Source organism: Phycisphaerae bacterium, from assembly GCA_017999985.1.
Classification (GTDB): domain Bacteria; phylum Planctomycetota; class Phycisphaerae; order UBA1845; family Fen-1342; genus JAGNKU01.
The window spans coordinates 13653-37956 of record JAGNKU010000012.1; the positions used below are offsets into that span (position 1 = coordinate 13653).

The window sequence follows — 24304 nt, forward strand, 5'->3', positions numbered from 1 at the left end:
TGCTGAGTGCTAATCATGCCAAAAACAATCATCGAGAAAATCATCGGCAACCACGCTGGCCGCACCGTTTCCCCCGGCGACATGGTCGACATTACCATCGACGCTCGCGTGGCGCGCGATTTTGGCGGCGCGAACGTTGTGAAGAACCTCGTCGATAACGGTCTTGGCGTCGCCGACCCGGCGAAAACGTGCTTCACGTTCGACTGCAACCCCGGCGGGTCGGACCAGAACTACGCCAGCAACCAGCACAAGTGCCGGCAGTTCGCCCGCCAGCACGGCATCCGCGTGTTCGATATCGACACCGGCATCGGCACGCACGTCGCGATCGACGAGGGTCTGTGCGGCCCCGGCGATACGCTCGTTTCCACCGATTCGCACGCCAATATCCTCGGCGCGATTGGCGCCTTCGGGCAGGGCATGGGTGACCAGGACATCGCGCACGCTTTCGCTTACGGCACGACGTGGTTCGTGGTGCCGCCGACGATCAAGGTCACGCTGAGGGGCATGCCGTCGAAAACGGCGACGCCGAAGGACGTGACGCTCGCGGTGAACAAGCACTTCGGCGCGAACGGCCTGCTCGGCTACGCCGCCGAGATGTACGGGCCGTACGTCGATCAACTCGACCTCGCGGGCCGCGTCACGATCGCGTCGATGTGCACCGAGATGGGCGGGATCATCATGCTCTTCCCGCCGAACCAGGCCGCGCTGGACTACTGCGGCAGGAAGATGGGCCGCGCGGTGCAGGGCGTCTACGCCGACCCGGACGCGAAGTACGCGCAGGAAGTCACGATCGACATCACCGGCCTGACGCCGATGATTGCCCGCCCCGGTCATCCCGAGGACGTCGTCCCGGTCAGCGAGCTGCGCGGCAAGAAGGTCGATTCCGTGTTCATCGGCTCCTGCACGAACGGCCGGTATGAGGATCTCGTGGCCGCCGCCCGCGTGCTGCAGGGCCGCAGGATCGCGCCGGGGGTGGTGCTCAAGATCGTCCCCGCGACCGACCGCATCTGGCAGCAGATGCTGGTCGATGGCACGCTCAAGACCTTCAAGGACGCCGGTGCGCTGGTCGGCAATGCCGGCTGCGGCGGATGTGCGGCGGGGCAGATCGGCCAGAACGGCCCCGGCGAGGTCACGGTCAGCACGGGCAACCGCAATTTCGCCGGCAAGCAGGGCAAGGGCGAGGTGTATCTCGCGTCGCCGGAGACAGCGGCGGCGTGCGCTATCGCCGGTCAGATCACGACAGTGGACGCCATCCCCGCGCAGCCGGCGATATTCAAGGCGAGTACGCCGGCGGCGGCCGCGCCCAAGGGGGCCGAACACTGCTCAAGAGCAGTGGCACAAGGGAAGCCGACGAGGGTGAAGGGCCGCGTGTGGGTGATTGCGAAGGATAACATCGACACGGACATGATCTTCCACAACCGCTACCTGACGATCACCGACCTCAAGGCGATGGGCCAGTACACGTTTGACAATCTCAAGGGGTGGGAGGATTTCGCGAAGAGGGCCAAGCCCGGCGACATCGTCGTCACCGGCAAGAATTTCGGCTGCGGCAGCTCGCGGCAACAGGCGGTGGATTGCTTCCTGTCGCTCGGCATCGCGGCGGTGGTGGCGGAGTCGTTCGGGGCGATCTACGAGCGCAACGCGATCAACGCCGGCCTGGCGATCCTGCGTGCCCCGGCGGCGGGGGCATTGAAGGACGGTGAGGAAGTCGAGGTTGATTTCACGACGGGTGTGATCAAGTGCGCCACCGGGGAAGTCACGGGCGCGCCGTTCAGCGACGCGCAGCTAAAGATCTACCAGCGTGGCGGCCTGTTGGTGAAGGTGTAGGGGCCGGCAAGCGGCCACGAAGGTAGGGTAGATCGCTTCGACCTGCCATGAACGCCGACGAGCGTTTTGCGGACGACGCGAGTGTGGCTTGATATTGACGGGCGTGCAATGACACTGTCCGATCTCGACTCGGAAGACGAAGCACTCCGGCGCTGGGCGGCCATCGACATCTCGAAGTCGCGTGACGCGACATACGAGCAGGAGCTGCTGCGCCGATTTTCGATTGATCCCAGCGAGGGTGTGCGACGCCACATCGTGCGGGCGCTGGGCAACATACGCTCCAGCGCTGCCGTGCCGCTGCTGCTGGACATCCTGACGAACGGCAGCGGACTGATCGTCGGCGACGCGGCGGAAGCGCTCGGTTGCCTGCGCGAGCCTCTGGCGCGCGAACCGTTGGAGCGGCTGAGGGCATCCGAAATCGACTGGGTCAGAAACAAGGCGACTTGGGCGCTGAAGCAATTGGATCAGCGGTAGGGCAAGTCGCTTCGAGCTGCCATAGAGCGGTTTTGCACTCGCCGCGTTGCGGCGTCTCATCGACGGGCGGGACGCCCGTACCACCCGTCCCCGGCCGCCGGCTAAAAGCGCAGGTGCTTCACCGACTCGCCCGAATTGCGCAGCTCGAGCAGCGAGTCGATCCCCACCGCCAGATGCTCGCGCACGAACTTCTGCGTCACGGCCTTGTCGCTCCGCGACGTTTTCACGCCCTCCGGTGTCATCGGGTTGTCCGACACGAGCAGCAGCGCGCCCTTCGGAATGTGGTTGACGAACCCGACCATAAACACCGTCGCCGTCTCCATGTCGATCCCGATCGCGCGCGTCCGCGTCAGGTACTCCTTGAACTGCTCGTCGTGCTCCCACACCCGCCGGTTCGTCGTGTAGATCGTCCCGGTCCAGTAGTCGAGCCGGTGCTGCACGATCATCGCCGACACGGCCTTTTGCAGGCGGAACGACGGCAACGCCGGCACTTCCGGCGGCATGTACTCGTTGCTGGTGCCCTCGCCGCGAATGGCCGCGATTGGCAGGATGAAATCCCCCACTTTCGTCTTTTTGAGGCCCCCGCACTTGCCCAGGAACAGGACGGCCTTCGGTGCGACGGCGGAGAGCAGGTCCATGACGGTCGCGGCCATCGCGCTGCCCATGCCGAAATTCACAATCGTGAGGTCCTCAGCGGAGGCCGACTGCATGGGCTTGTCGCGGCCGAGGACCTCGACGCCGAAGTGCTCCGCGAAGCGCTCGACGTAGTCGGTGAAATTGCTGAGCAGGATGTACTCGCCGAACCCCTCCAGCGGCCGCCCGGTGTAGCGCGGCAGCCAGTCGGAGACAATCTGTTCCTTCGTCGGCACGCGTGGTCCTCGGCACGCAGCCCCCGCTCACCGCGTGTACCCGCGAGTGTATCCCGCGTCTGGCCTCGTGGCTATGCAGCCGGCCCCGCCCGCCTTGCCAGCGTGACGTTTCCCCCCGAGAATACCGCCGAATCCGTTACCATCCGCACTTCGTGAGAGCTGATGGCTGAGTGCTGAAAGCTGAGAGCTAACGATGGCACAAACATTCGCACAGAAGGTGCTCGCCCGGGCCGCCGGTCTGCCGCAGGTAGCCGTCGGCCAGATCGTCACGGTCAGGCCGGCCCACCTGCTCACGCACGACAACACGTCGGCGATCGTCGGCAAGATCGACAAGGACCTCGCCGAGTTCGGCCTCGTGCGTCAGGACCTGCCGATCATCGTCCTCGACCACGTCATCCCGGCCTCCGACGAGAAGACCGCCACCGGCCACGCCAAGGTGCGCAAGTTCGTCGAGAAGTACGGCGTCAAGAACTTCTACGACGTTGGCGAGGGCATCTGCCACCAGGTCGTCGTCGAAAAGGGCCACGCCAAGCCCGGCACGATCCTCGTCGGCAGCGACTCGCACACGTGCTCGTATGGGGCCGTCGGCGCGTTCGCGACCGGCATCGACCGCACCGAGGCCGCCGCCCTGTACCTCACTGGCGAAACCTGGCTGAAAGTGCCGCCGACGATCAAGGTCACACTGCGCGGCAAGTTCGCTGCCGGCGTGAGTGCCAAGGACCTCGTCCTGCGCATCATCGGCGACATCGGGGCCGACGGCGCGGACTACGCCTCGGTCGAGTTCCACGGTGACATTAAGAACCTCACGATCGAGGACCGCTTCACGATCGCGAACATGGGCGTCGAGATGGGCGCGAAGCTTGCCGTGTTCCCGGTGGACGACCAGACGATCAAGTACCTGAAGGCCGCCGGCGTGCCGCGCAGCGCGTACGAGCCGGTGTGGGCCGACAAGGATGCGGAGTACGCACGCGAGTTGACGTACAACCTCGCCGAGCTCACGCCGGTCGTGGCTTGCCCGCACAAGGTGGACAACGTCAAGCCGGTGGGTGAGGTCGCGGGCAAGAAGATCGATCAGGCCCTGCTCGGCACGTGCACCAACGGCCGGCTCAGCGATCTGCGTGAGGCCGCCGCCATGCTGAAGGGTCGGCGCGTGTCGCCGAAAGTGCGTTTCCTGGTTCTGCCGGCGTCGCGGAGCATCTACGCGGCGGCGACGCAGGACGGGACGCTCTTGACGCTGACGGAGGCGGGTGCGGTCGTACTGCCGCCGGGCTGCGGCCCGTGCCTGGGTGCGCACCAGGGCATTCTCGCGCCAGGCGAGGCGTGCCTCTCGACCTCGAATCGCAATTTCAAAGGTCGCATGGGCTGCAAGGAGGCGGAGATCTACCTCGCCAGCCCGGCGACGGTGGCGGCGTCGGCGTTGCATGGTGTGATCACCGATCCGAGAACGGAACTGCGGAAGCCACGGAGCCACGGAGCCACGAAGCCACGGAGAGAAGGCACGAAGGCACGGGGGGCAGGCACAACGGCACGGAGGCACGCGGGCACGCAGAAGCGTATGGCGTCGGCCCCCCGTGGCCGACGTGGTGTGCCGGCGAAGGCCAAGAAGACCGCGCGCGGCAAAGCGCGGCGATGACAGGCGTGTGATCGATCGGAAATATGACCGACCGGAGGTCGGTCCCCCAAGTTGACTGCTGACCGCTGAGAGCTGAATGCTATGAGAATCTGGAAATACGGCGACGACATCAACACCGACATGCTCTTCCCCGGTAAGTACACGTACACCTGTGCGACGCCGGACGAAATCAAGCCGCACCTGCTCGAAGATCTCGACGCGAATTTCGCGAAGCAGGTCCAGGCCGGGGACGTGCTCGTCGCGGGCCGCAACTTCGGCTGCGGCAGCTCGCGCGAGCAGCCGGTTGTCGGCCTGAAGGCGGTCGGCGTGGCAGCGATCATCGCGAAGGGCTTTGCCCGCATCTTCTACCGCGCCGCGATCAACCAGGGGCTGCTGCTCATCGAGTGCCCGGACGCCGTCGACGCGTACAAGGACGGCAGCGCGATCGCGATCGACGCGGCCGGCGGCCAGATCGGGGTCGACGGCCACGCCTACAGCTTCCCGAAGCTGCCCGCGGAGATCATGGCGATCTGCGAAGCCGGCGGCCTGCTCGAATACACGCGCAAGAAGTTACGGGCCCGCAAGACCGCGTAGCGGCCGACCCCCGAGTCGGCCGTTGACGTTGACCCGCTACAGGCCGCGCGTAGCGTCACCGCCCCGTGGGCAACGTAGAAGCCTCATCGAGTCTCCAAGGAGCGACGATGTCCGCGAACCGCCCGCCGACGTATGTTTCCTGCCCGCGCTGCAACACGCCGCTCGAGTTCGGCGGCACCAAGCAATTCCACGAAGGCACCCGCGTGTTTGATTTCCTGGGCGGCGTCTTCGAGCTGATGAAGCACCGCTCGGCGTTCGATCTGTATGTCTGCCCGCGCTGCGGCCGGGTCGAGTTCTTCGTCGATGGCGTGGGCGAGGAACTGCGGGGCGAATAGCACAGTGCCACAACGGCCACGCGACTATTCGGCGTGTCCTTCAAAGAGCCGAAGCTGCTTGGCCTCCGCGCGCGGCGGGGTGGCACAGCTTCGCTGCCACTCTCGTCCGCTGTCCAGGCCGAACCGCGTCGCTGCCGTCTCGAACAGTCGTTCGATGCTCTCCCAATAGGCGCCGTGGGCCGACATCCGCGCGCCGAATTCCGGCTGGTTCAGCCGCCCGTCACGCAGCGCCCGGACGCGCGCCTCGACACGTTCGGCGGCGGCGGGCATTTCACGCCGGAGCCGCGTCAGGAACACATCCGCGACACTGCCCGGCAGTCGCACCGGCGTATAGCCCGCGCTGGATGCGCCCGCCTCCGCCGCCCGCGCCAGCAGCGCGGGGATGTCGCGGTCATTCAGCCCGGGAATTACGGGGGCGATGATCACGCCGACGGGGATGCCGGCGTCGTGCAGGTGGCGCATGGCGGCGAAACGCGATTCCGCCGCCGGCGCGCCGGGTTCGATGCGTCGTCCAGTGGCCGAGTTGGCGAAGGTCACGCTGAACAGCACGCTGACCGCGCTCCGGCGGTGCAGCTCGACGAGCACGTCCAGGTCACGCGTAACCAGCGGCGACTTCGTGACAATGCCCACCGGGTTGACGACGTCGCGGCAGACCTCCAGGCAGCGGCGCGTGAGGCGGTATTTCGCCTCGAGCGGCTGGTAGCAATCGGTCACGCCGGAGAAGGCGATGAACTCGCGCCGCCAGCTCCGCCGCCGCAGCTCCGCCGCGAGCAGCTCCGGCGCATTCACTTTGACGGTGATCTGCGTCTCAAAGTCGGTGCCGGCGCCGAGGTCGAGGTACTCGTGCGTCCGGCGGGCGTAGCAGTACGCACAGGCATGCTGGCACCCGCGATAGGGATTCACCGACCAGCGGAAGGGGATGTCGGGGCTGTCGTTCTGGGTAAGCAGCGAGCGGGCGTGCTCCTCGCGGACCGTCAGGGAGGCGGCCGGCGGGGGCACGTCCCGCTCGCAGGCACTGTGATGGAAAGGGTTGGGTGGATTCTCCACGGGCCGCATGTCTGCACCTGTCTGCACGACACGCGACATCATATTCGGTTTTTGTTAGGATGTCAACTCTCGCGGCCCGCGCCGCGCCGGGCGCCTCGGCCACCCGGCCGGTCGCGTTCCTGCTGGCCGGCTGGCCGGCGCTCACGGTCGAGCAGCTTCTGGAACTCGGCGGCCTGCTGCTCGTCAAGAATCTTGACGATCTGGCCCTTGACCTCTTCCGCGTGCTTCGCGCGGGTCTCCGCGTCCGCCGACCCCTGACGCTCACCGACTTGCGCATCGCGGATGATGGTCTTCAACTGCTCTTCCTGCGCGTCCGTGAGCTTGAGCTGCTTGGCGGCCCGCAGCACGGCGCGCACGTCGAGCGCAGCACCACGGCGCCCGGGGCGCTGTTCGCGCAGCGTCGCCAGCTTGGCCTGCTGCTCGGGCGTCAGGATCTTCTCCAACTCGGCGAACAGCTCATCGAAATTGGGCGGTCCGGGGCGCTTCTCGGCGATTTGCGCCTCCAGCTCAGCGACGCGCTGCTCATCGCCGTTTTCCCGTGCCTGGCGCAGCTCTTCCATCAGCGGACGCAGCTCGCGCCATTGCTCGCGGTTTTGACCCATGTTCTGTCGCCGCTCGGCGACCAGGGCGTCGAACTGCTCGCGCTGCTCGGGCGTGAGCCCCAGTTCCTCGGGCAAGCGCCGCAGCAGGTCGCGGTTGTCAGCGTCACGCTGCCCCTGCTCGAACCGGCGCAGCGTCCGCTCGCGGAACTGCTCCAGCTTCGGGATCTGAGTTTCGTCAAGCAACGGCTCGACGGCCGCGAGAAAGTCGCGGATGACCCGGGTGCGCCCCGTCCCCGCCTCCCGCAACTGCGCACGCAGCTCTTCGACGCGGGCTTCGTCGCCGTTCTGACGCGCCTCGCGCAACTGCTGGGTGAGCGCGCGCATATCCGGCTGCTCCGCCTGGGCGGCCTCCGTCTGCGCCTGGTACTTGGCAACCAGCTCATCGTACGCCGGCCGCTGCGCATCGGTGAGCTGCAACTCCTCGGCCAGCCGCTGGGCCATGACGTCGAGCCGCGCAGGGCCGCGTTCGCCACGTTCGCCGCGCTGACCGCGGTCGCGCGGCGGGCCGGGACGGTCCGGGGGGGCCTGTTCCGGCACCTGCGCCTGCAGGGTCGCGGCCAGTACGATGAGACAAACGCTCATTAACCATCTGCATCTCATGACAAGCTCCTGTAGTTGGCGGGCGCTGCCGTTCGTAGCGGCCCTGCGGCCTGTGCCCGGTATGCGGCCGCAACCGCCGCGCGACGCCCGGTCTGTCAGGCCAAACGTGTGGCCGGACGGTTTCTTGCGGCACCAGCCCGCTATTGTACCGCTCCGGTCCCAGGGCAGGGGGCCCCGTTGACCGCCCGGCGTGAGCGGGATACGATACATGCCCCCTGTGACTGCGGCCACGCCGGTTGCAGGCGTCGGGTGTCCCGATCGTCGGCGTTCCGATGGACGGCATGGCTGTACGCCGATGGCGTGCCGGGTCGCTGCGCGGCCGGGCTTCCCGGCCCAGCCACAGCGGGAAGCGGTGAGCACCAGGGAGTGCCTTTGGCCAAAGAAGATGCCATTCAGATGGAGGCGGTCGTAGTGAAGGCGCTGCCCAACGCGATGTTTCTCGTTGAGGCCGAGCTGACCGGTTCGGGCAAGCACGAAGTGCTCGCGCACGTGTCCGGCCGCATGCGGAAGAACTTCATCCGCATTCTGCCGGGCGACCGCGTCACCGTGGAGCTTTCGCCGTACGACCTCAAACGGGGCCGGATCGTTTACCGACAGAAATAGCTGCGGACGTCGAGTTGCAGCGGGCCCGGGGCCGCCGGCGAAGCCGCGCGTGTATAGACACGGGTGTTTGAGACGCGCCGCGCATCAGGGCGGGGTCGGCTCATTGGGCTCCAGCCAGTCGAGCGCGTGACTGTAGCGCGCGGTCTGCTCGACTCCGCGCTCGAAACGGATGAACGCGGCGTGCCCGTCGAGGAAGCCGATGTTCATGCTGAGTCCGTCGGGCACGTGCCAGGGGGCATGCAGGTAGTCCTGGTCCGGGTCGAGGTGCTGATTGTCGCCGACCAGCACCATGATCGACACTGGCACGCGCACGTCCACCATGCGCACCGGGCGGATCTTCGGCACCGGCGAGGCGAAGAACACCGGGTTCGTCGGGTAGCTGTTGCCGTAGTAATGGTAGGTGCTGGCCCGCTGCCACGGCGTCGGCCCCGAGTACGCGACGCCGCGGTCATCCGGGCAGTGAAACAGCTCGGCCGTGCGGTTGCCGTATGGATCGGCACCCACGTAGCGATTGACGGGCCGGGGGTTGAGCACCTGAGGAAACTCGGCGGTGTCGTTCTTGCCGCCGTAGAACCACTGGATGTTCAGTCGGTACTTCGGAAAGTGCCCGCGATTCTCATGATCGACGTACATGGTCCAGCCATGCGAAATCTGGCGCAGATTTGACGCGCACTTGATCCGCCGCGCGCGCTCCCGGGCCGCCCCGAACGACGGCAGAAGAATACTCATCAGCAGCGCGATGAGCGCGACCACAACCAACAACTCGATGAGCGTGAAACAACGCTGTCGTGCGTCGGAAGGTAACGCTTTGCCGCACGGGCTCATGGCGCTTCCCGATGTGTCGCCTGCCCGGATTATACGCTCACGCGTCGGCTCAGCGCACTCCCAATCGCGCACGAGCCTCGGCTGCTGTGAGCCCCCGCACTGCGACCCGCTTGAGCCGTTGCCCGTGACCGCTGACGATTTCAACGTCGGATTTCGACACCCCGAGCGCCTCCGCCAGCAGCCGGATGACCGCCGCGTTCGCCTTGCCGCCCTCCGGCGGAGCGGCGACGGCGACCTTCAGCGCCGTGCCCAGCACGCCGGCAACGCGCGTCCGCGATGCTCCGGGGACGACCTTCAAAGTCAGCTCAATACCCCCCGGCGTTGCGCGGATCTCCACGTCGCCGGCTTCAGGCGCCATGACTCCGCCCGCCTGACTCACCGGCCACCGATTCCACCGACCGCGACTTCTGTGGTCCGAACTCGTCGCCGCGGAAGGTGTTGCCCAGGTAAGTCTCCTTCACGCGCGGATCGTTGATCAGCTCCGCCGGCGTGCCCGAGCAGATCACCTTGCCCTCGTGAATCACGTAGCTGCGATCCGTAACCCTCAGTGTCTCATGGACGTTGTGATCGGTCAGCAGGATCGCGATCCCGGATTTGCGCAGCCGCGTGATCTCCTCACGCAGCCCTTCGACCGCGATTGGATCCACGCCGCTGAACGGCTCGTCCAGCAGGATCAGCTTCGGCTTGGTAATCAGGGCGCGCGCGATTTCCAGTTTGCGGCGTTCGCCGCCCGAGATCTTCTTGGCCGGATTGGAGCGCACCTTGGTCAGGCCGAATTGCCGCAGCAGCTCTTCCACGGTGGCCTGCCGCTCAGCGCGGGTGAAGCGCATCGTCTCGCAGATGGCCATCAGGTTTTCCGCGACCGTAAGTCGCTGAAACACGCTGGGTTCCTGTGACAGGTAGCCGATGCCTCGGCGTGCCCGCTGGTACATCGGCAGGCCGGTGATGTCCTCGCCGTTGAATGTCACGCGGCCACCTTCCGGCGTGATCATGCCGACGGTGATACGGAAACTCGTGGTCTTGCCGGCGCCGTTGGGGCCCAGGAGGCCGACGATTTCGCGTTCGTGAACCTGGTAACTGACGCGGTCGACGACAGTGCGACCGTTGTACGATTTCACCAGGCTGTTGGCCTCAAGCAGCATGTATTGCTCCCGGGGCGGGTGTTGCAGCCGCTGTGGACAAGTTGTGAAATGGCGTGTAAGTCACGCAAATTCTGAGGGATGGGAATGGGTTCAATGTTCCGATAATGCAGCAGGACGGCGACTTTCCGTCATCATTGCGGAGCTGGTTTGTATCTGCATTATTTACAATGGGTTGCGAGCTGACTTCCGCGCGATGGAGGCGGTCCCAACGGATTTCATTCGTAACCGTTTCCGAATCTCTGATCGTTGTTGGTGACCTAAGGTTCATCGACTACCTTGCTTGTTGACAAGTCACCAGTTCGTCGCGGCAGCGTCAGCTCATCAGCGAACGAACCGCACGCGCCCGATATCTGGCACCGACCAGCGCGCGCCCGTGCCGAGCGGCAACAATCCGGGAAGATACACGAAGGCGGCCTGCCCCACAATCTGGTCGGCGCGCACCGTCCCGGGACGATAGTCGGGCGGCAAGTGCGGCCCGGCTTCGGTCCATTCGCGGCTGTCGTGACTGTCCGGGCTGTTGTCGCCCATCACGAAGTACTCTTCGGCGAGCAGGGTGAACGGGCGTCCGGTTGTGGCCCGCAGCGCCTGGACCGGTCGACTCGTGTAGTGCACGTCGCGGTCGATACGCAGGCGTCGCAGCTCGCAGGCCAGGTCGCGGGCCCCGATGCGCAGGCCGACTGGCCGAGCCCGCGCGGCCGTGCGCAGGTGTTCGAGCCGCGGTGCGTACAACTCGTCGGTGCTGCTGAGCACTTCCTGCCCATCGATGGTCAGATACACCCGGAAGTCCACGTGCCCGAACTCGACCGCCACGGGACGACCGAACGCGAGCGCTGTGTTCAGGTGCTTGTCCAGCGTAAACGTGCAGCCCGCGGCATCCAGCGCTTCGGCGCCCAGCACCACGTGTCCATCGCGGTGCAGCTCGGCGAAAAAGCGCTGCGGCGAGCGCAGCAGCTCCCACCGGCATACGCCGTTTCCCGCCCGGGGGGTGAACTCGGCGACGATGCGCACGTCGCCGACGAATGCGCCCGATGAATGACGGTTGTAGGCATATAGGTCAAGCAGATATTCCGTCCCGGTGTCCGCGTTGAAGATGATCTCACGGCCGGTCTGATCCAGACCGTCGTAGCGGATCGTGCGCTGGTCGAGGCCGGCCCAGCCGGCGCCCGTCGGGTCCGGCGGATCGAGCGCAATCCAGCGTGGTAGACGGCCAGAGGGGGCGTTCGCACTCGCCAGGTGCGCCTGGTCGAAGACGACCATCCAGAGCGTCGCCTGTACTTCGGGCGGCTTGCGGGCGATGCGGCCGTCGATGAAGACGTCGCCATCCACCAGCTCGACCGTCTCGCCGGGCTGGCCGACCAGGCGCTTTATGTAGTGCTGGTCCGGGTCCGCCGGGTCACGGAAGACAATCACATCCCAGCGTTGCGGTGGGCACAGGCCGGCGAGGGCGTACGGCCACTTGTGGACCAGAATGCGGTCGCCGGCCTTGGGGGCGGTGTCGGTTGGCGTGGCTTCGAAGGCGAACTGGCAGTTGGGGCAGATGATCTCGGGCGGCACAACGAAGCCGGCGCCGGGGGCGGCGGTTCGCAGGGGGGCGAAATCGAATTCCCAGCCGCAGGCCGGGCAGACGCGCGTGGCGTGGGCCCCGAGTAGCGTATCGGCCATCGAGCCCGTGGGAATGATGAAAGCCTCGACCAGGAACGCGCGAAAGATGAAGGCGAGGATCAGTCCCGTGAGCACCGTCTGCAGGATTTCGGCAACCCGGGTGGCGCGCGGCGCCGCAGGCGGCAGTGACGGCTCGGCCGGACCCGGTGTAGGCATTTCGGGTCCAGGCGGACGGGTTGTCACGGGTCCGGTGTCGCTCACTGAGGTGAATTCTGCGGGTGCGCGGCGAGCTTGCCAATAGGCGCGGCGCGCGGATGCGGCGGTCTCAGCGGATCCAGCGGGTGCGGCCGAGGTCGGGCAGCACGTTGAGCCCATTCGGCGTGAGCGGCAGGAAACCCGGCCAGTATACGAAGAACGCACGGCCGATCAACTGGTCGGCGGGGACGGTGCCGGCGTGGAACACGCCGCGCTCCAGCTCGGCCTGCAGGTGCGGCCCGACCGGCTCCTGATCCGCGCGCGAGAATGCGAAGCGCCCGTCCAAACTGTTGGGGCTGTTGTCGCCGAGAACGAAATACTCGTCGGGGCCAAGCTGGATGGGGCGATCCTGCAGGCCGACCGCCACGCGTTCGCCGCCGTGGACCTCGCTCGTGTAGTAGACGTCGCGCTCAATGAGCACGTGGCGAAGCGTGGCCCGCGTATTCTCAGCGGCGATGCGGAGAACGGGCGGGCTGTTATTGGCCGCGACCTGCCGGGCGTCTTGCGGGGTCAGCTGGTACTGCGCGGGCGTCGACTCGAACACGGTCTGGCCGTCGACTTCCACGCGGACGAGGCCATCGACGTGGCTGAGGGCCAGGTGGATCGGAGCGCTGGAGTTAGCGGACTGCTGCGTGGACCATGACTCGCGCGGTCCGTTGCGCCCACTTTGATGCTCAACGGTCACCTGGCCGGCCGCGTCCACGCGGGCGATGAACCGGTGCGTGCCCTTGGTCGTGCTCAGCTCGACGTAGCCGGTCGTGGCGCCGCCGGCGAACTGCACCTCGGCCGACAGCCGCACGTCGGAGACCGTGTGCAGCAGCAGCGCGGGATCGTTGTAGGCGTAGATGTCTTTGACCTGCCCCGGTGCCTGCGGATCGGTTGGATCCGTGGCAAACTGGATCTCCGACCGCGCGTGCTGCAGCCCATCGTACTGCAGGGTCCGCGCGGCGGGCTGAGTCAGCCCGGACCAGGCGCGTGCGTCGTCGAGGGCGACCCAGCGCGGATAGTACGCGGCTCGCGCCGAGGGCTCGCGCGGCGCGTGGTCGTGGTCGTAGTACGGGAACCAGAGCGCGCGCTGGGCGTCCCGCGTCTTGCGCGCGATCTGATCGTTCACGAAGATATCACCGTTGATGATCTCGATCTTCTCGCCCGGGAGGCCGATGAGACGCTTGATGTAGTTCGTCTGGCCGTCCGTGGGGACTTTGAAAACCACGACGTCCCACCGTGCCGGACCGAGTCCGTCGAGCCCGGCGAACGGGCGATCGAACAACCAGCCGTGCACGAAAATGCGATCGCCGGCCGAGGGTCGCAACCGCGCCGGCAACTTCTCGGAGGCCAGCAGCGGCGGCCGTGGCGTCCCATCCGTCGGACCGAGCGGACGGAACTGCATCCACCGGCAGTTCGGGCAGCGAAGGCACGGACTGCTCCACGGCCACGCGCCGCGAAGCTGCCAGCCGACGGCGTATTCAGTCCCGCAATTCGGGCAGGTGTTCGCGGCGTGCTCGCCGTAGAGCGTTTCCGCCATCGACCCCGTTGGGATGATGAAGAGCGGCAGGAAGAAAGTCTTGAGCACGAGCAGGTAGATGAAGAAGCCCACGAAGGACGAGGTCTGTTCGATCCACGACTCCTTGGGCGCCGGTGTGTCAGCGGCGCGTGCGCGTGGCCGCTGCGGGCGTTTGCTCGGATGCGACTCGGACACCTGATCGCTCACGCGGCGGCGCACTCCTTCCCGGCATCATTCTCGGGCCGGTGGTGGCTGCGACGAGTGAGTGCCTCAGACTCACTCCAACATGGGTGCTACGGGCGTCTTGCCCGTCCGTATGACGGACGAGACACCCACACCACCCCTGTTATGAGCCACACGCAACGAGGCAGCACACTAGCGTACCGGTGCCGGTGCAGGTGGTCAAACCGCACGTCTCGTCATAGTATTCGACGCGCACGGATCATGATTCGGAGGCACACTTGAACGGCAGGACATCACGTTGGGCGGGGCTGGCGGCGCTCTCGGGGGCGTGGCTGTTGGCCGGGTCGTGCGCGGCGGTCCCGAATGCCCTGAAGGCCGTGCTGATGGCTGTGGCGTTTGTGGACGCCCTGGCCTGAGGCCGCCGCGGCAAAGCGGAAATGCGATGTTGCGACCGCCGCTCGTCGAATGCCGCTTCCTCGACCCGCGACCCGCCGCCGAGGCCGCCAGGGCGCCGATCGTCGGCGCGGTCAACATGCCCCGGTCGGAGCTGCCGGCGCGGACCCACGAGCTGCCGCCGCGTGACGAACTGATCCGCGTGGTCGGCCCGCCGGAGTTTGCCGAGCCTGCGGTGGCGTGGTTGACAAGCGCGGGCCGGCGGGCGGCGGTCGAATCGGCATTTGAGTACGCGCCGCCAGCGGATGCGCGGCTCGTGGGACGTTTGTGGCGCCCGACGGCGTTCCTGGCCGAGGTGTGCGCGCGACTGTCACCCGGTCGGGCGCTGGAGCTGGCCTGCGGGACGGGGCGCGATGCCGTTTACCTGGCTGCGTGTGGCTGGCAGGTGCTGGCGGTGGATGTCCTGCCGGACGCGCTTGAGCGCGGACAGATGCTGGCGCAGCGCTGCGCCCCCGCGCTGGCGCCCATCGAGTGGCGGCAGGCTGACCTCGAACGCGGCGTTTTGAAGCTGCCGGCGGGTTTTGATCTGGTCGTCGCGGTGCGCTACCTGCACCGGCCGCTCTTTGCCCGCCTTGCCGACTGGCTTCGCCCAGGCGGCAGTTTTGTCTGTGAGACCTTCACGACCGTGCATCGCGCGCGACACGGGCGACCGGCGCGCACCACCGATGTGTTGCGGCCGGGTGAGCTCACCGCTCTGCTGGCGGGTTTTGAATTGCGGCACTGCTCCGAGGCATGGCATGGCCCCCTGCACACGGCGCGGGCGTGGGCCGTGCGTGCGGGCTGAACAGCGATAAGGCGGCGCTCTGCGAGTGCTACAGCGGCGGCCCGTCGGTGCTCCAGGCTGGGTCGGAGGATTCGCTGGCGGTTGTGCTGCCCAGCACGCCGTCGGTTCCGCCGGTCACGTGGTTTCGCAAACTCTGCCCGCTGCCCTCGAAGATCGGCCAATAGGCGAGCAGGTTCGTCTCCGTTCCGTCGAGACGTTCGTTGAGCGTGGTCAGGATCGCGGCCGCTTCGCGGGCTGTTGACCAGAGCCGGACCTCGCCGAGCTTGCCGCGCAAGCCGACACCCAGCGTGAGCTGGCTGAAAGTGAGGGCCCCCGCGACGGGGGTGTTTGCCAGGGGCGCGCCGTCTAGGTACACGCTGCAGCTCGACGCGGTCACGCCGTCGTAGACGACGGCGATTTGCCGCCACGCGCCGGCGAGGTTGGTCGCGGCGGCGTCGGTGGGGGTGCCGCCGATCTGCAGCCGAATACGGTTGGCGCTCGGCTGGATCTCAATGGTCAGCGAGCCGCTGCCGACGCTGGCGATGATGCCACCGTCGTTGTCGGGTTTGACCCAGGCTTCGAGCGTGAACGCCGTCAGGGCGTACGCACTCCCCAGCGGCAAGGTGGCAAACGCCGTGCCGTCGAACTGGAGCGACGCTTCGGGCTTGCCGACGGTGATGGCGACGCTGGTGGTGGCCTCGACGCCCCCCGCCGTAACGATGCGCAGCGCCACGCCGTAGTTGCCCTGGTTGTAGAACGTGTGTCGCGGCTGCGCTTCGCGTGACGTGGTGCCGTCGGCGAAGTCCCAGTAGTAGTCCAGGATCGTATCGTCGGGCACGACGCTCGTCGTGCCGTCGAACTGCACGACAAGTGGCGCGGTGCCGCTCGTGACGTTGGTGACGATGACGGCGGTGGCGCCGGCGCCGGCTGCACGAATCTCAACGCTGGTGATGTCGGTTTCGCCCAGCTCGTCGGTGACCCGCAGCTTCACGATGTAGCGACCAGGGTTCGTGAACGTATGGGCCAGCGCGACCAGGTTCGACGTCGTGCCATCGTCGAAGTCCCACGCATACGTTAGTGTGCCGCCGTTGGTGGAGGCCGACGAGGCCGCCGAAAACGTGATCGTCAGCGGGGCGGCGCCCTGCGTGGAGGATGCGGCGACTGCTGCGGTGACGGCGGAATCGTCCGTGGTGCCGTTGTTGGGGCAGCCGACGACGAGGAGCAGGGACAGCAGGGTGATGGCGGCGCAGGTCTTCATGCTTGGATCGCTCCGTATGCGGGGCCGGACCGTCCGCAGGCCTCCGGCGCATTATACGGGCTGCCGCGCGTGTCCGGCTACGCGCGGCGCAGGCGCGCAAAGCAGCGGGCAGGCCAGGGCCTGCCCGCTGGTTTCTGTGGAACTGTCCGGGGGGGCCGCGCCGGGTGCGCCTATTGCCCGGAATTCTCGCCGGGGTCGGTCGAGTCGGTGGTCTCGCGGATGCCGGCCGGAACCGTCTCGTCGGGCGCGGTCGTCTCGGCCGGATTGGTGACTTCGACCATGGCGGCGACCGGGATGGTTGGGACGATGCCGTCGGCCGTCGCCTCGGCGACGATGCCGTGCAGCGCGGAGCCGACGCGTGGCCAGGAATCGACGGCCCGTCGCCGCGCGCGGCTCTTGGTTTCGCTGAGGGCGACGCGCACTTCGCTGAAGGCCTTCTTGACGCTGTTGAGGGCGGACTCGGCCGAACGGTTCTGGTTCCGCAGCGTAGTGACCTCGCACTCGTAGAACTGGCGCTGCTCGATGAGCCGCGCGTTCTCGCGTTCCAGGTGCGTCAGTTGGACCTGGAGGTTCTTCTTCTCGGCGCGCAGGTTCTCGATCGTGTCGTCCAGCGTCCCCTGCACCTGCGTCAGCTCGCGGATGCGGTCGTCCGCGGCGCGATTCGCCATCTGCAGCCGGTTACGCTCCGTGGTCGTCTCGTCGAGGGAGATCTGGGTTTCCTGGAGCTGCGACTGGAGGCTGGTGCGCTCTTCGAGGTTTTCGCGCACGCTGCGTTCGAGCTCTTCGACCTTGGCCGAGAGGATCTTGCACTCGGAGCGCAGGCTGTCGCGCTCCTTGCTCGCGGCCCACAACTCGTCCAGTTGCTTGTTGGCGGCCTTCAGGTCGGTCTTGAGGCGGCTGCGCTCTTTCTCGGTCTCACTGAGCTGGTCGTTGATCCGCTGGGCCTTCGTGTTCGCGTCGGCCAGCTCTTCTTCAAGTGACGCGACCTCGGTGCGGAGCTGCTCGAGCGCGTCGACGCGCGTCTGCAGCGTCACTGCCTGCCACTCCAGCTCCTGGACGCGCTGGGTGGCGGCCTGCAGCTTCTCGCTGGTCGTGGTCAGCTCACGCTCCATCGTCTCGCGAATTTCCTGGTGACGGTCGAGCTGGTCTTCCAGCTCGTTGATCACCGCCAGCACGTCATTCCGCTCGTCGATGAAGGTGTCCTGGAGGCCGCGGGGCGTGCTCTTGCCCTGGAGCAGCGCGCTCCCGGCGGCCATTTCAATTCTTTGCTTGGCCTCCTGGGCGGGCGTGGGCGCGGATGATCCGGGGCGCGTCGCTCCGGTCGCGGACGTGCCGGTCCCCGCCGGGTTCTGGCTGGTGGGCGCGCCGGTCTCGGCGCCGTTTCCGTTCCGTCGTGCGCGAGAATTGGACTTTTCCATAGCTGTTGGCTTCCTTGCGTGGAGGTAAGGCACGCCCCGAAGGGGGGCTTCCCTGCCCGTGCCCGGCGACCGCCTGCGGGACGCGTCCGGCACCGTGAGTAACTATCGGCCCGCTGGCGCAGACTTGACTCGCGCGGGCGCAACGCAGCGCAAGAAATGCCGCGCCCACCCCGCTGGCAACCCGCGGCGCGGGAATCTGGCGACCCGCCGGGGTGGTCGTGATCGGCAGGCCCTGCGCGGCCGTTGGCACCGGCTGAGGAAGTGGGTACCAGGTCCGTGACCTTTTAGGCGGCGTTTGCCTAGGGGGGTTGGGCGTCACAGTGGCGTCGCCAGCGATCGTCTTGCGACAGCCATAGGGCGCGCAAGGCGAGGATGGCCTCCACGCCGGGCAGATTCCAGAACTGCTCGGTCCCTTTCAAGCGCTTGTTGAACTGCTTGACGGCGGATTCGGTCACGCCGGAGCCGATCGGCCACCCTTTTTGCCGGTAGGTGGGATAGTCCATGTGCGCCCGATGCGTCTGGAAGTAGCCCACGTTGTTGGCGAGCACACGCCGCGGATGCTCCGGGCCATCCGCGGCTCGAGGCGGCCCCAGCCGCTGGGCGTGCCCCTCCAGGATCGCGATCACCTGTGCCACCTGCCCATCCCACAAGGCGTCTTCGAGTTGCTCGGCCAGCGCAGCTGCCTCCGACGTGTCTTTGCCCAGCGCGGCCCGCGCCGCGTCGTGCAGGTGCTCCGCCGCGTGGTAATAGTCCACGATGCGCTGATCGTGCAGATGTTCGCGTTCACTCAACGGATCGATCCAGTTCCCACCATCGCCCATCACCAATACCGTCTGCGTTTGCCGCAACCCGCGGCGCTCGGCCTCCAGCCGCACCAATTTCCCAAACGGCTCCGTCGCACCCATCGTCGCCACATAGGTCGTCACCAGCGGCCGCGGCCGCTGCGCCGGCGTTCCATCCCCCGGCTGATACGACGTCAGCGCCGCCACCTTGTCCTCGCGCCAACGGCTCCCGTTTTCTCCGGATTTTTCGCGCGTTTGCACCCGCCCCCCGTCCATCCCGATCACCAGCAAGGCCGGCAGATTGGCCGGCCCGACCGGACGCTGGCCCTGTTCGTAGGCCGCCACTTCGGCGTCCCGCGCCGCACGAACCACTTCACCCAACGCCTCCGCCCAGCGCTGCACCTGCTTGCCGTCCAGATGCGTGCCCCAGTCCTCGTTCAACGCCAACGCCGCCGGATCAAACGCGTGCAGGGCTCCCTCCCGCGCCACCCGCCGTGCCGCGCGCGGCGTCAGCGGAACTTCGGCCAGCAAACCCCAGTCCCGCACCTGAGGGGGAAAAAGAACCCCCGCACGCCCGACACCGCGCGTGCTGTTTGTGCACCACCACCCGCCCGTGCCGCGACTGCACCTCGGGCTGCGTCTGCTCCTTCTCCAGGTACACGGCGCCCGAGCCGCAGTACGGACAGCGTCCCGCACGGTCGACCTGGGCGCCGGGCGCTAGCGCCGCGCGCTGCTCCAACGCCACCGGCAAGGCCGCCTGCGCCAGGGTCTCGACTTGGTCCTCGAAGTCCGCAAACGTCGCCCCCTTCAGCGGAATCGTCTCGTCGGCCGGAAGCACCCGCTCCAACTGCGCGGCAAAAGCGGCCATAATCCGCGCCCGCGCCTCCTGGCGTGTCGTCCGTGCTGGCATGTCCGCTTCCTCCTTGAAGCACTTCCACTCGCGCGGGCCCGCCACCGGGCCCAACCCACCCCAATCCTACCTCAAATCGGCCGCCGCAAGTGTCACGGACCTCCGATTATCGGCCGCACAGCCGCGCGGTTGACTCCAGTTTCGCCAGCGTTACAGTGGACGAAATTGCGGCGGCCCGGCGGAGATGGGTCACGCCGTGACATTCAAAGGTGTGGTATGAAGAACGAGTCGTCGCTTCCGAGCGGGTTTGGACTGAATCGGCGTGAGTTTCTGGCATCGGCCGCCGCGGCCGGCGCCGGCTTGATGATGACCTGGCCCGGCTGGGCGCAGGAGCAGGCGGCGGGGGAGAAGGTCGACGCTCTGCGCGTCGCGTTCATCGGCCCCGGCAGCCAGGGCCGCAACCTGCTGAACCAGGCGCTGAAGATCCCCGGCATTCGGTTCGTCGCGATCTGCGACATCTGGCCATACAACCAGACCTACGCCGCCAACATTCTGAAGAAATACGACATGCCCGTGAAGGTCTACACCGAGTACCAGGAGCTGCTGGCGACGGAGAAGGACCTCGATGCGGCGATCGTGGCCACGCCGGACTGGGTGCATGCCGAGCACACCATCGCGTGCCTGAAGGCGGGCCTCAACGTGTACTGCGAAAAGGAGATGTCGAACACGCTGGAGGGGGCGAAGCAGATGGTGCGCGCGGCGCGCGAGACGAAGAAGCTGCTGCAGATCGGCCACCAGCGGCGCAGCAACCCGCGTTACTGGCACGCGCTCAAGATGATCAAGAATGACAAGATCTGCGGCCGCATCACGCACGTGAACGGGCAGTGGAACCGGTCGCGGCGCTTTGACATCGGCTGGCCGGAGGGCAAGGAGCTCGACGCCGCCACGCTGAAGAAGTACGGCTACGACACGATGGAGCGGTTCTGCAACTGGCGCTGGTACAAGCAGTACTCGGGCGGGCCGATGGCGGACCTGGGTTCACACCAGATCGACGTCTTCAACTGGTTCCTCGAGACGCTGCCGGCCGGCGTGCAGGCCAGCGGCGGCTTGGACAACTACGACGACCGCGAGTGGTACGACAACGTGCTGTCGCTGTATGACTGGAAGGTCAACGGCAAGCACGTGCGCGGCTTCTACCAGGTGCTGAACACGACGAGCCACGGCGGGTTCTGGGAGGCGTTCATGGGCGACGAGGGCTCGCTCGTCATCTCCGAGGACACGCGCAAGGGGTTCGCCTTCCGCGAGCCGGAAGCCAAGCGGCGCGAGTGGGAAGACGAAGCCTCCAAGATCGAGACCATGGACCGCGACGCGATCGAGCTGAAGATCGGCGAGACGCTGCGGCCGGACGGCACCAAGGATCCCGAGTCGCAGCGGTTGCTCGAAGAGAGCCAGAAGCCGCCACACCAGTTGCACCTGGAGAACTTCTTCAACGCGATCCGGGGCGGCACGCCGCTGTCGTGCCCGCCCGAGGTCGCGTATGAAACGGCGGTCACGGTCCTGAAGGCCAACGAGGCCGTCGAAAAGGGCTGCCGGATCGAGTTCCAGCCGGAAGAATTCAAGGTGTAGATGCACCGCAAGCTGGCACAGAGCGCCGTGCTGTTGTTGCTGGTGCTGGGCGGCGCCACGCTGCGGCTGTCCGCCGGTGAGCCGGCCGAGGTGGAGTTGCTCAAGACGGATAGCGCCGCGCCGTACGTGCATCGCCTGACGCTCTACGATCACGACGGTAAGGCGATCAATCCCAAGGACGAGCCCGCGGTGCCGTACTCGCCGGCGATGACCTGCGGCAAGTGTCACCCGGTTGGGCAGATCAGTCATGGCTGGCATTTCAATGCCTGGGACCCGAATGTGCCAGCGGGGCGGTCGGGCGAGCCATGGTTCCTCGTCGATCAGCGCACGGGCACGGTGCTGCCGATCTCGGGGCGCGGCTGGCCGGGTACGTATAAGCCGGAAGATGTTGGCCTGTCGAACTGGGAGTTCGTGCTCCGCTTTGGCGCGCATACGCCGGGCGGGGGCTATGGGGCGCCGAGCGGCGAGGTGCTCGCGAAGTCGCGCGAGGAGGCGCGCTGGAAGATCTCCGGCCAACTCGAAGTGGACTGCATGAGCTGCCATAGCGCGGGGCAGTCGCACGACCCGGCGGAGGCGGCCCGGCAGATTGAGGCGCAGAATTTCAAGTGGTCGCCGACGATCGCACTGGGCTTGGGCGTGGTGCGGGGCGAGGCCCGCAAGGTGCCGGACGACTGGGATCCGACGATGCCACCGAATCCGGATTACCCGGAGCGGGCTGGTCCGAAGCTGATCTACGACCTGCGGCAGTTTGACCGGGACGACCGGGTGTTCTTCGACATCACGCGCCGCCCGCCGGTCGAGCGCTGCTACTTCTGCCACTCGTTCCGCGAGGTGGGGCCGTTGGCGGAGGATCATCTGGCCAAGTCGCGTGATGTGCACCTGGCGGCGGGGCTGATTTGCTCGGACTGCCACCGCAATGAGCTTGATCACTTGACGGTGCGCGGTTTCGACGGTGAGGCGGCGCTGCGCGACGACGACACCGTCGCGACTCTGACGTGTGAAGGCTGCCATCTCGGGTCCGAGACCGAGCCGGCCGAGCACATGGTGGGGCGGTACGGCGCGCCGCGGCCGGAGCACCCGGGTTTTCCGACGATTCACTTCGAGAAGCTCGCGTGTACGGTGTGCCACAGCGGGCCGTGGCCGGCGATGGATGCGCACGAGTTTCAGACGGCGCTCGCGCACGGGCTGGGCCTGGCGACGCGCGAACGCAAAGACACCGATCCGCCGGAGATTGGCGGGCCGATCTTCGTGCGGCAGCCGGACGGCAAGCTTGGCTTGCAACGCAGCGTGTGGCCGTCGTACTGGGGGCACACGCCGACCGAAGGACCGCGTCCGCTGCTGCCGGCGGTGGTGCAGAAGATCGCGGGCAAGCTGCTGCCGAAAACGACGACGCAGCCGGTGGGGACGGACCGCGAGCAGATCAAGGCGGTGCTAGCGGCCCTGCGCGGCGCGAAGGGCGTGGAGGGCGAGCCCTGGTGCGTGCGGAACGGCACGCTTTTCCAGCTCAACGCGGACGGCGGTCAGCTCGTGATGGCGCCGAGCCAGCCGTGCATGTGGTCGCTGGCCCACAATGTGCGCCCGGCGTCGCAGTCGCTCGGCATTCGCGCGTGCACGGATTGCCACGCAGCCGACACTCCCGTGTTCTTCGGAGTCGCGACGACGGCCCGACAGATAGCGCGCGGCGATGCGTCCGTGCCCATGGCGCGCTACCACGGCTATGACTCAACCTTGGCGAGCCTTTGGGCGACGAGCTTCCAATTCCGCTCGGCGTTCAAGTGGTTCGGGTTTGCCTGTGCCGCGGTGATCGCCCTGGTCTTGATACGCGTTCCGCTCGATGTGCTGACCCGCCCGGCGCTCGCCGCGCCAACCGGGGTGGTGCCGTTCGGCAGACTGGAAAGGTCAAGTTGGGCGTTCGTGGTCCTTGGGACCGTGATCGGCGCGGTGACCGGGCTGGGCTCGAAGTGGCTGTTGGGCAGATTAGTCACGTGGGCGCTGCTGACGCACATGATTGGCGCCGGCCTGTTTCTCGTCGGCGTCACCGCGGCGGCCGTGCTGTGGGCGCGTCGGTGCCGGGGACCGGCCAAGGGGCGCAGCGCGCTGCAGAAGCTGGTCACGTGGCTGGTGCTTGGCTGCAGCCTTACATTGATTGGCACGATGCTGGCGGCGATGACGCCGTTGTGCGGATATCGGCAGCAGGCTCTGATGGCCGTCTGGCACTACTGGGCGGCGATCGTCCTGCTGGTACTGATTGTGGTCTATGCCGTGCTGGCTCTGGCCGGCCGCGGGCCGAAAGGAAGGACGTCATGATACGAATCGCATTGTTGTCCATCGCCGCAACTCTGGTGTTGGCTTTCAGCGGCGCAGTGGCTGCCGCTCAGGAGAAGCAGCCCGCCCCGACGACGCAGCCGGCGAAGGCGGACGAGGGCACGCCCAAGACCGGCGACACCAAGCTGGTGCCGCTGGAGATCAAGCTGCCGCGGCCGGCGTTCAAGGGTACGCCGACGAACATCCCGCCGGGCACGAACCTGGAGCCGCCGCGCAAGGGGCCGCGACCGCCGTTTCTGGCGCCGCCCGGCACGAAGAACGTCGCGCTCAACAAGCCGGTCACGAGCAGTGACCGCGAGCCGATCATCGGGACGATGAAGCTGGTGACGGACGGCGACAACGAGGCGAAGGAAGGCAGCTATGTGGAGCTGGGCCCCGGGCTGCAGTGGGTCCAGATCGACCTGAAGGAGAAGTACAACATCTACGCGATCCTGGTGTGGCATTACCATTCCAGCGCGCGCGTCTATCATGATGTGGTGGTGCAGGTGGCCGACGACGCGGATTTCATCGAGAACGTTCGCACGCTGTACAGCAATGATCACGACAACTCGTCCGGATTGGGCCTGGGCACCGAGAAGGAGTTCTGGGAGACGTACGAGGGACGCCTGATCGACGCCAAGGGTGCCACGGCGCGCTACGTCCGGCTCTACAGCAAGGGCAGCACGGCCGATGACCAGAACCACTACATCGAGGTGGAGGTCTACGGCCTGCCGGCCAAGTAACAGGGATCGAGGGAACCAGGGATCGCGGGATCG

Annotated in this window: 22 protein-coding genes and 1 pseudogene; 11 read left to right on the forward strand and 12 right to left on the reverse strand. The window is 66.9% G+C overall.

What is annotated here, in order from left to right:
- Positions 1-15 precede the first annotated feature (15 nt).
- Both KA383_15315 and KA383_15320 read left to right on the forward strand, forming a co-directional pair.
- Positions 16-1827, forward strand: coding sequence for a 3-isopropylmalate dehydratase large subunit (locus KA383_15315; protein MBP7747484.1), 1812 nt, complete (start codon positions 16-18; stop codon positions 1825-1827).
- Between the two features lie 108 nt (positions 1828-1935).
- Positions 1936-2301, forward strand: coding sequence for a HEAT repeat domain-containing protein (locus KA383_15320; GenBank protein MBP7747485.1), 366 nt, complete (start codon positions 1936-1938; stop codon positions 2299-2301).
- 101 nt (positions 2302-2402) lie between these two features.
- On the opposite strand, the gene KA383_15325 is transcribed toward KA383_15320, so the two are convergent.
- The gene (locus KA383_15325) at positions 2403-3170 is read right to left on the reverse strand and encodes an AMP nucleosidase (protein MBP7747486.1); all 768 of its coding nucleotides are present in this window, start codon (positions 3168-3170) and stop codon (positions 2403-2405) included.
- Positions 3171-3363: 193 nt separating this feature from the next.
- On the opposite strand from KA383_15325, the gene KA383_15330 reads away from it, so the two are divergent.
- From KA383_15330 to KA383_15340, 3 genes are all read left to right on the forward strand, one after another.
- A complete protein-coding gene (locus KA383_15330; protein ID MBP7747487.1) occupies positions 3364-4803 on the forward strand; it encodes a 3-isopropylmalate dehydratase large subunit in 1440 nt (479 codons plus the stop codon).
- A gap of 81 nt (positions 4804-4884) precedes the next feature.
- Complete coding sequence (locus tag KA383_15335) at positions 4885-5376, forward strand: 3-isopropylmalate dehydratase (protein MBP7747488.1); 492 nt, start codon at positions 4885-4887, stop codon at positions 5374-5376.
- Positions 5377-5483: 107 nt separating this feature from the next.
- The gene (locus tag KA383_15340; protein MBP7747489.1) at positions 5484-5711 is read left to right on the forward strand and encodes a hypothetical protein; all 228 of its coding nucleotides are present in this window, start codon (positions 5484-5486) and stop codon (positions 5709-5711) included.
- Between the two features lie 24 nt (positions 5712-5735).
- On the opposite strand, the gene KA383_15345 is transcribed toward KA383_15340, so the two are convergent.
- Together KA383_15345 and KA383_15350 are read right to left on the reverse strand one after the other, a co-directional pair.
- Positions 5736-6767 carry a PA0069 family radical SAM protein gene (locus KA383_15345; GenBank protein ID MBP7747490.1) on the reverse strand — a complete coding sequence of 344 codons (1032 nt, stop codon included), beginning with the start codon at positions 6765-6767 and terminating at the stop codon, positions 5736-5738.
- A 53-nt stretch (positions 6768-6820) separates the two neighbouring features.
- Positions 6821-7960, reverse strand: coding sequence for a Spy/CpxP family protein refolding chaperone (locus tag KA383_15350; GenBank protein MBP7747491.1), 1140 nt, complete (start codon positions 7958-7960; stop codon positions 6821-6823).
- A 372-nt stretch (positions 7961-8332) separates the two neighbouring features.
- On the opposite strand from KA383_15350, the gene infA reads away from it, so the two are divergent.
- The gene (infA, locus tag KA383_15355) at positions 8333-8563 is read left to right on the forward strand and encodes a translation initiation factor IF-1 (protein MBP7747492.1); all 231 of its coding nucleotides are present in this window, start codon (positions 8333-8335) and stop codon (positions 8561-8563) included.
- Between the two features lie 84 nt (positions 8564-8647).
- Here the strand turns inward: infA and KA383_15360 are convergent, their stop codons facing one another.
- The 5 genes and pseudogenes from KA383_15360 to KA383_15380 form a co-directional block, all read right to left on the reverse strand.
- The gene (locus KA383_15360) at positions 8648-9388 is read right to left on the reverse strand and encodes a prepilin-type N-terminal cleavage/methylation domain-containing protein (GenBank protein MBP7747493.1); all 741 of its coding nucleotides are present in this window, start codon (positions 9386-9388) and stop codon (positions 8648-8650) included.
- 49 nt (positions 9389-9437) lie between these two features.
- A complete protein-coding gene (locus KA383_15365; protein ID MBP7747494.1) occupies positions 9438-9746 on the reverse strand; it encodes a DUF167 domain-containing protein in 309 nt (102 codons plus the stop codon).
- Positions 9736-10530, reverse strand: a complete 795-nt coding sequence (lptB, locus tag KA383_15370) for an LPS export ABC transporter ATP-binding protein (GenBank protein ID MBP7747495.1) — start codon at positions 10528-10530, stop codon at positions 9736-9738. Before lptB ends, KA383_15365 begins: the two co-directional genes overlap by 11 nt.
- A gap of 321 nt (positions 10531-10851) precedes the next feature.
- Positions 10852-12348 carry a signal peptidase I gene (gene lepB / locus KA383_15375; GenBank protein ID MBP7747496.1) on the reverse strand — a complete coding sequence of 499 codons (1497 nt, stop codon included), beginning with the start codon at positions 12346-12348 and terminating at the stop codon, positions 10852-10854.
- Positions 12349-13486: 1138 nt separating this feature from the next.
- Positions 13487-13912, reverse strand: a pseudogene (locus KA383_15380) (hypothetical protein).
- Between the two features lie 440 nt (positions 13913-14352).
- Here KA383_15380 and KA383_15385 point away from each other — a divergent pair.
- Together KA383_15385 and KA383_15390 are read left to right on the forward strand one after the other, a co-directional pair.
- Positions 14353-14490, forward strand: coding sequence for a hypothetical protein (locus tag KA383_15385; GenBank protein ID MBP7747497.1), 138 nt, complete (start codon positions 14353-14355; stop codon positions 14488-14490).
- Positions 14491-14516: 26 nt separating this feature from the next.
- Positions 14517-15311, forward strand: a complete 795-nt coding sequence (locus tag KA383_15390) for a class I SAM-dependent methyltransferase (GenBank protein MBP7747498.1) — start codon at positions 14517-14519, stop codon at positions 15309-15311.
- Between the two features lie 28 nt (positions 15312-15339).
- Here KA383_15390 and KA383_15395 read toward each other — a convergent pair whose 3' ends face one another.
- From KA383_15395 to KA383_15410, 4 genes are all read right to left on the reverse strand, one after another.
- On the reverse strand, positions 15340-16548 hold the full coding sequence (locus tag KA383_15395) for a PKD domain-containing protein (protein MBP7747499.1): 1209 nt from the start codon (positions 16546-16548) through the stop codon (positions 15340-15342).
- A gap of 170 nt (positions 16549-16718) precedes the next feature.
- A complete protein-coding gene (locus KA383_15400) occupies positions 16719-17804 on the reverse strand; it encodes a hypothetical protein (protein ID MBP7747500.1) in 1086 nt (361 codons plus the stop codon).
- 461 nt (positions 17805-18265) lie between these two features.
- A complete protein-coding gene (locus tag KA383_15405; protein MBP7747501.1) occupies positions 18266-19279 on the reverse strand; it encodes a hypothetical protein in 1014 nt (337 codons plus the stop codon).
- Positions 19206-19658, reverse strand: a complete 453-nt coding sequence (locus KA383_15410; protein ID MBP7747502.1) for a hypothetical protein — start codon at positions 19656-19658, stop codon at positions 19206-19208. The genes KA383_15405 and KA383_15410 overlap by 74 nt, the downstream gene beginning before the upstream one ends.
- 216 nt (positions 19659-19874) lie before the next feature.
- Here KA383_15410 and KA383_15415 point away from each other — a divergent pair, with 216 nt between their 5' ends.
- The 3 genes from KA383_15415 to KA383_15425 are packed head-to-tail and all read left to right on the forward strand — an operon-like array spanning position 19875 to position 24271.
- Entirely contained in the window at positions 19875-21224 is a 1350-nt protein-coding gene (locus KA383_15415) for a Gfo/Idh/MocA family oxidoreductase (GenBank protein MBP7747503.1), read from the forward strand.
- Positions 21225-23531 carry a hypothetical protein gene (locus KA383_15420; protein ID MBP7747504.1) on the forward strand — a complete coding sequence of 769 codons (2307 nt, stop codon included), beginning with the start codon at positions 21225-21227 and terminating at the stop codon, positions 23529-23531.
- Complete coding sequence (locus KA383_15425) at positions 23528-24271, forward strand: hypothetical protein (protein ID MBP7747505.1); 744 nt, start codon at positions 23528-23530, stop codon at positions 24269-24271. The genes KA383_15420 and KA383_15425 overlap by 4 nt, the downstream gene beginning before the upstream one ends.
- The last annotated feature ends 33 nt before the right edge of the window (positions 24272-24304 follow it).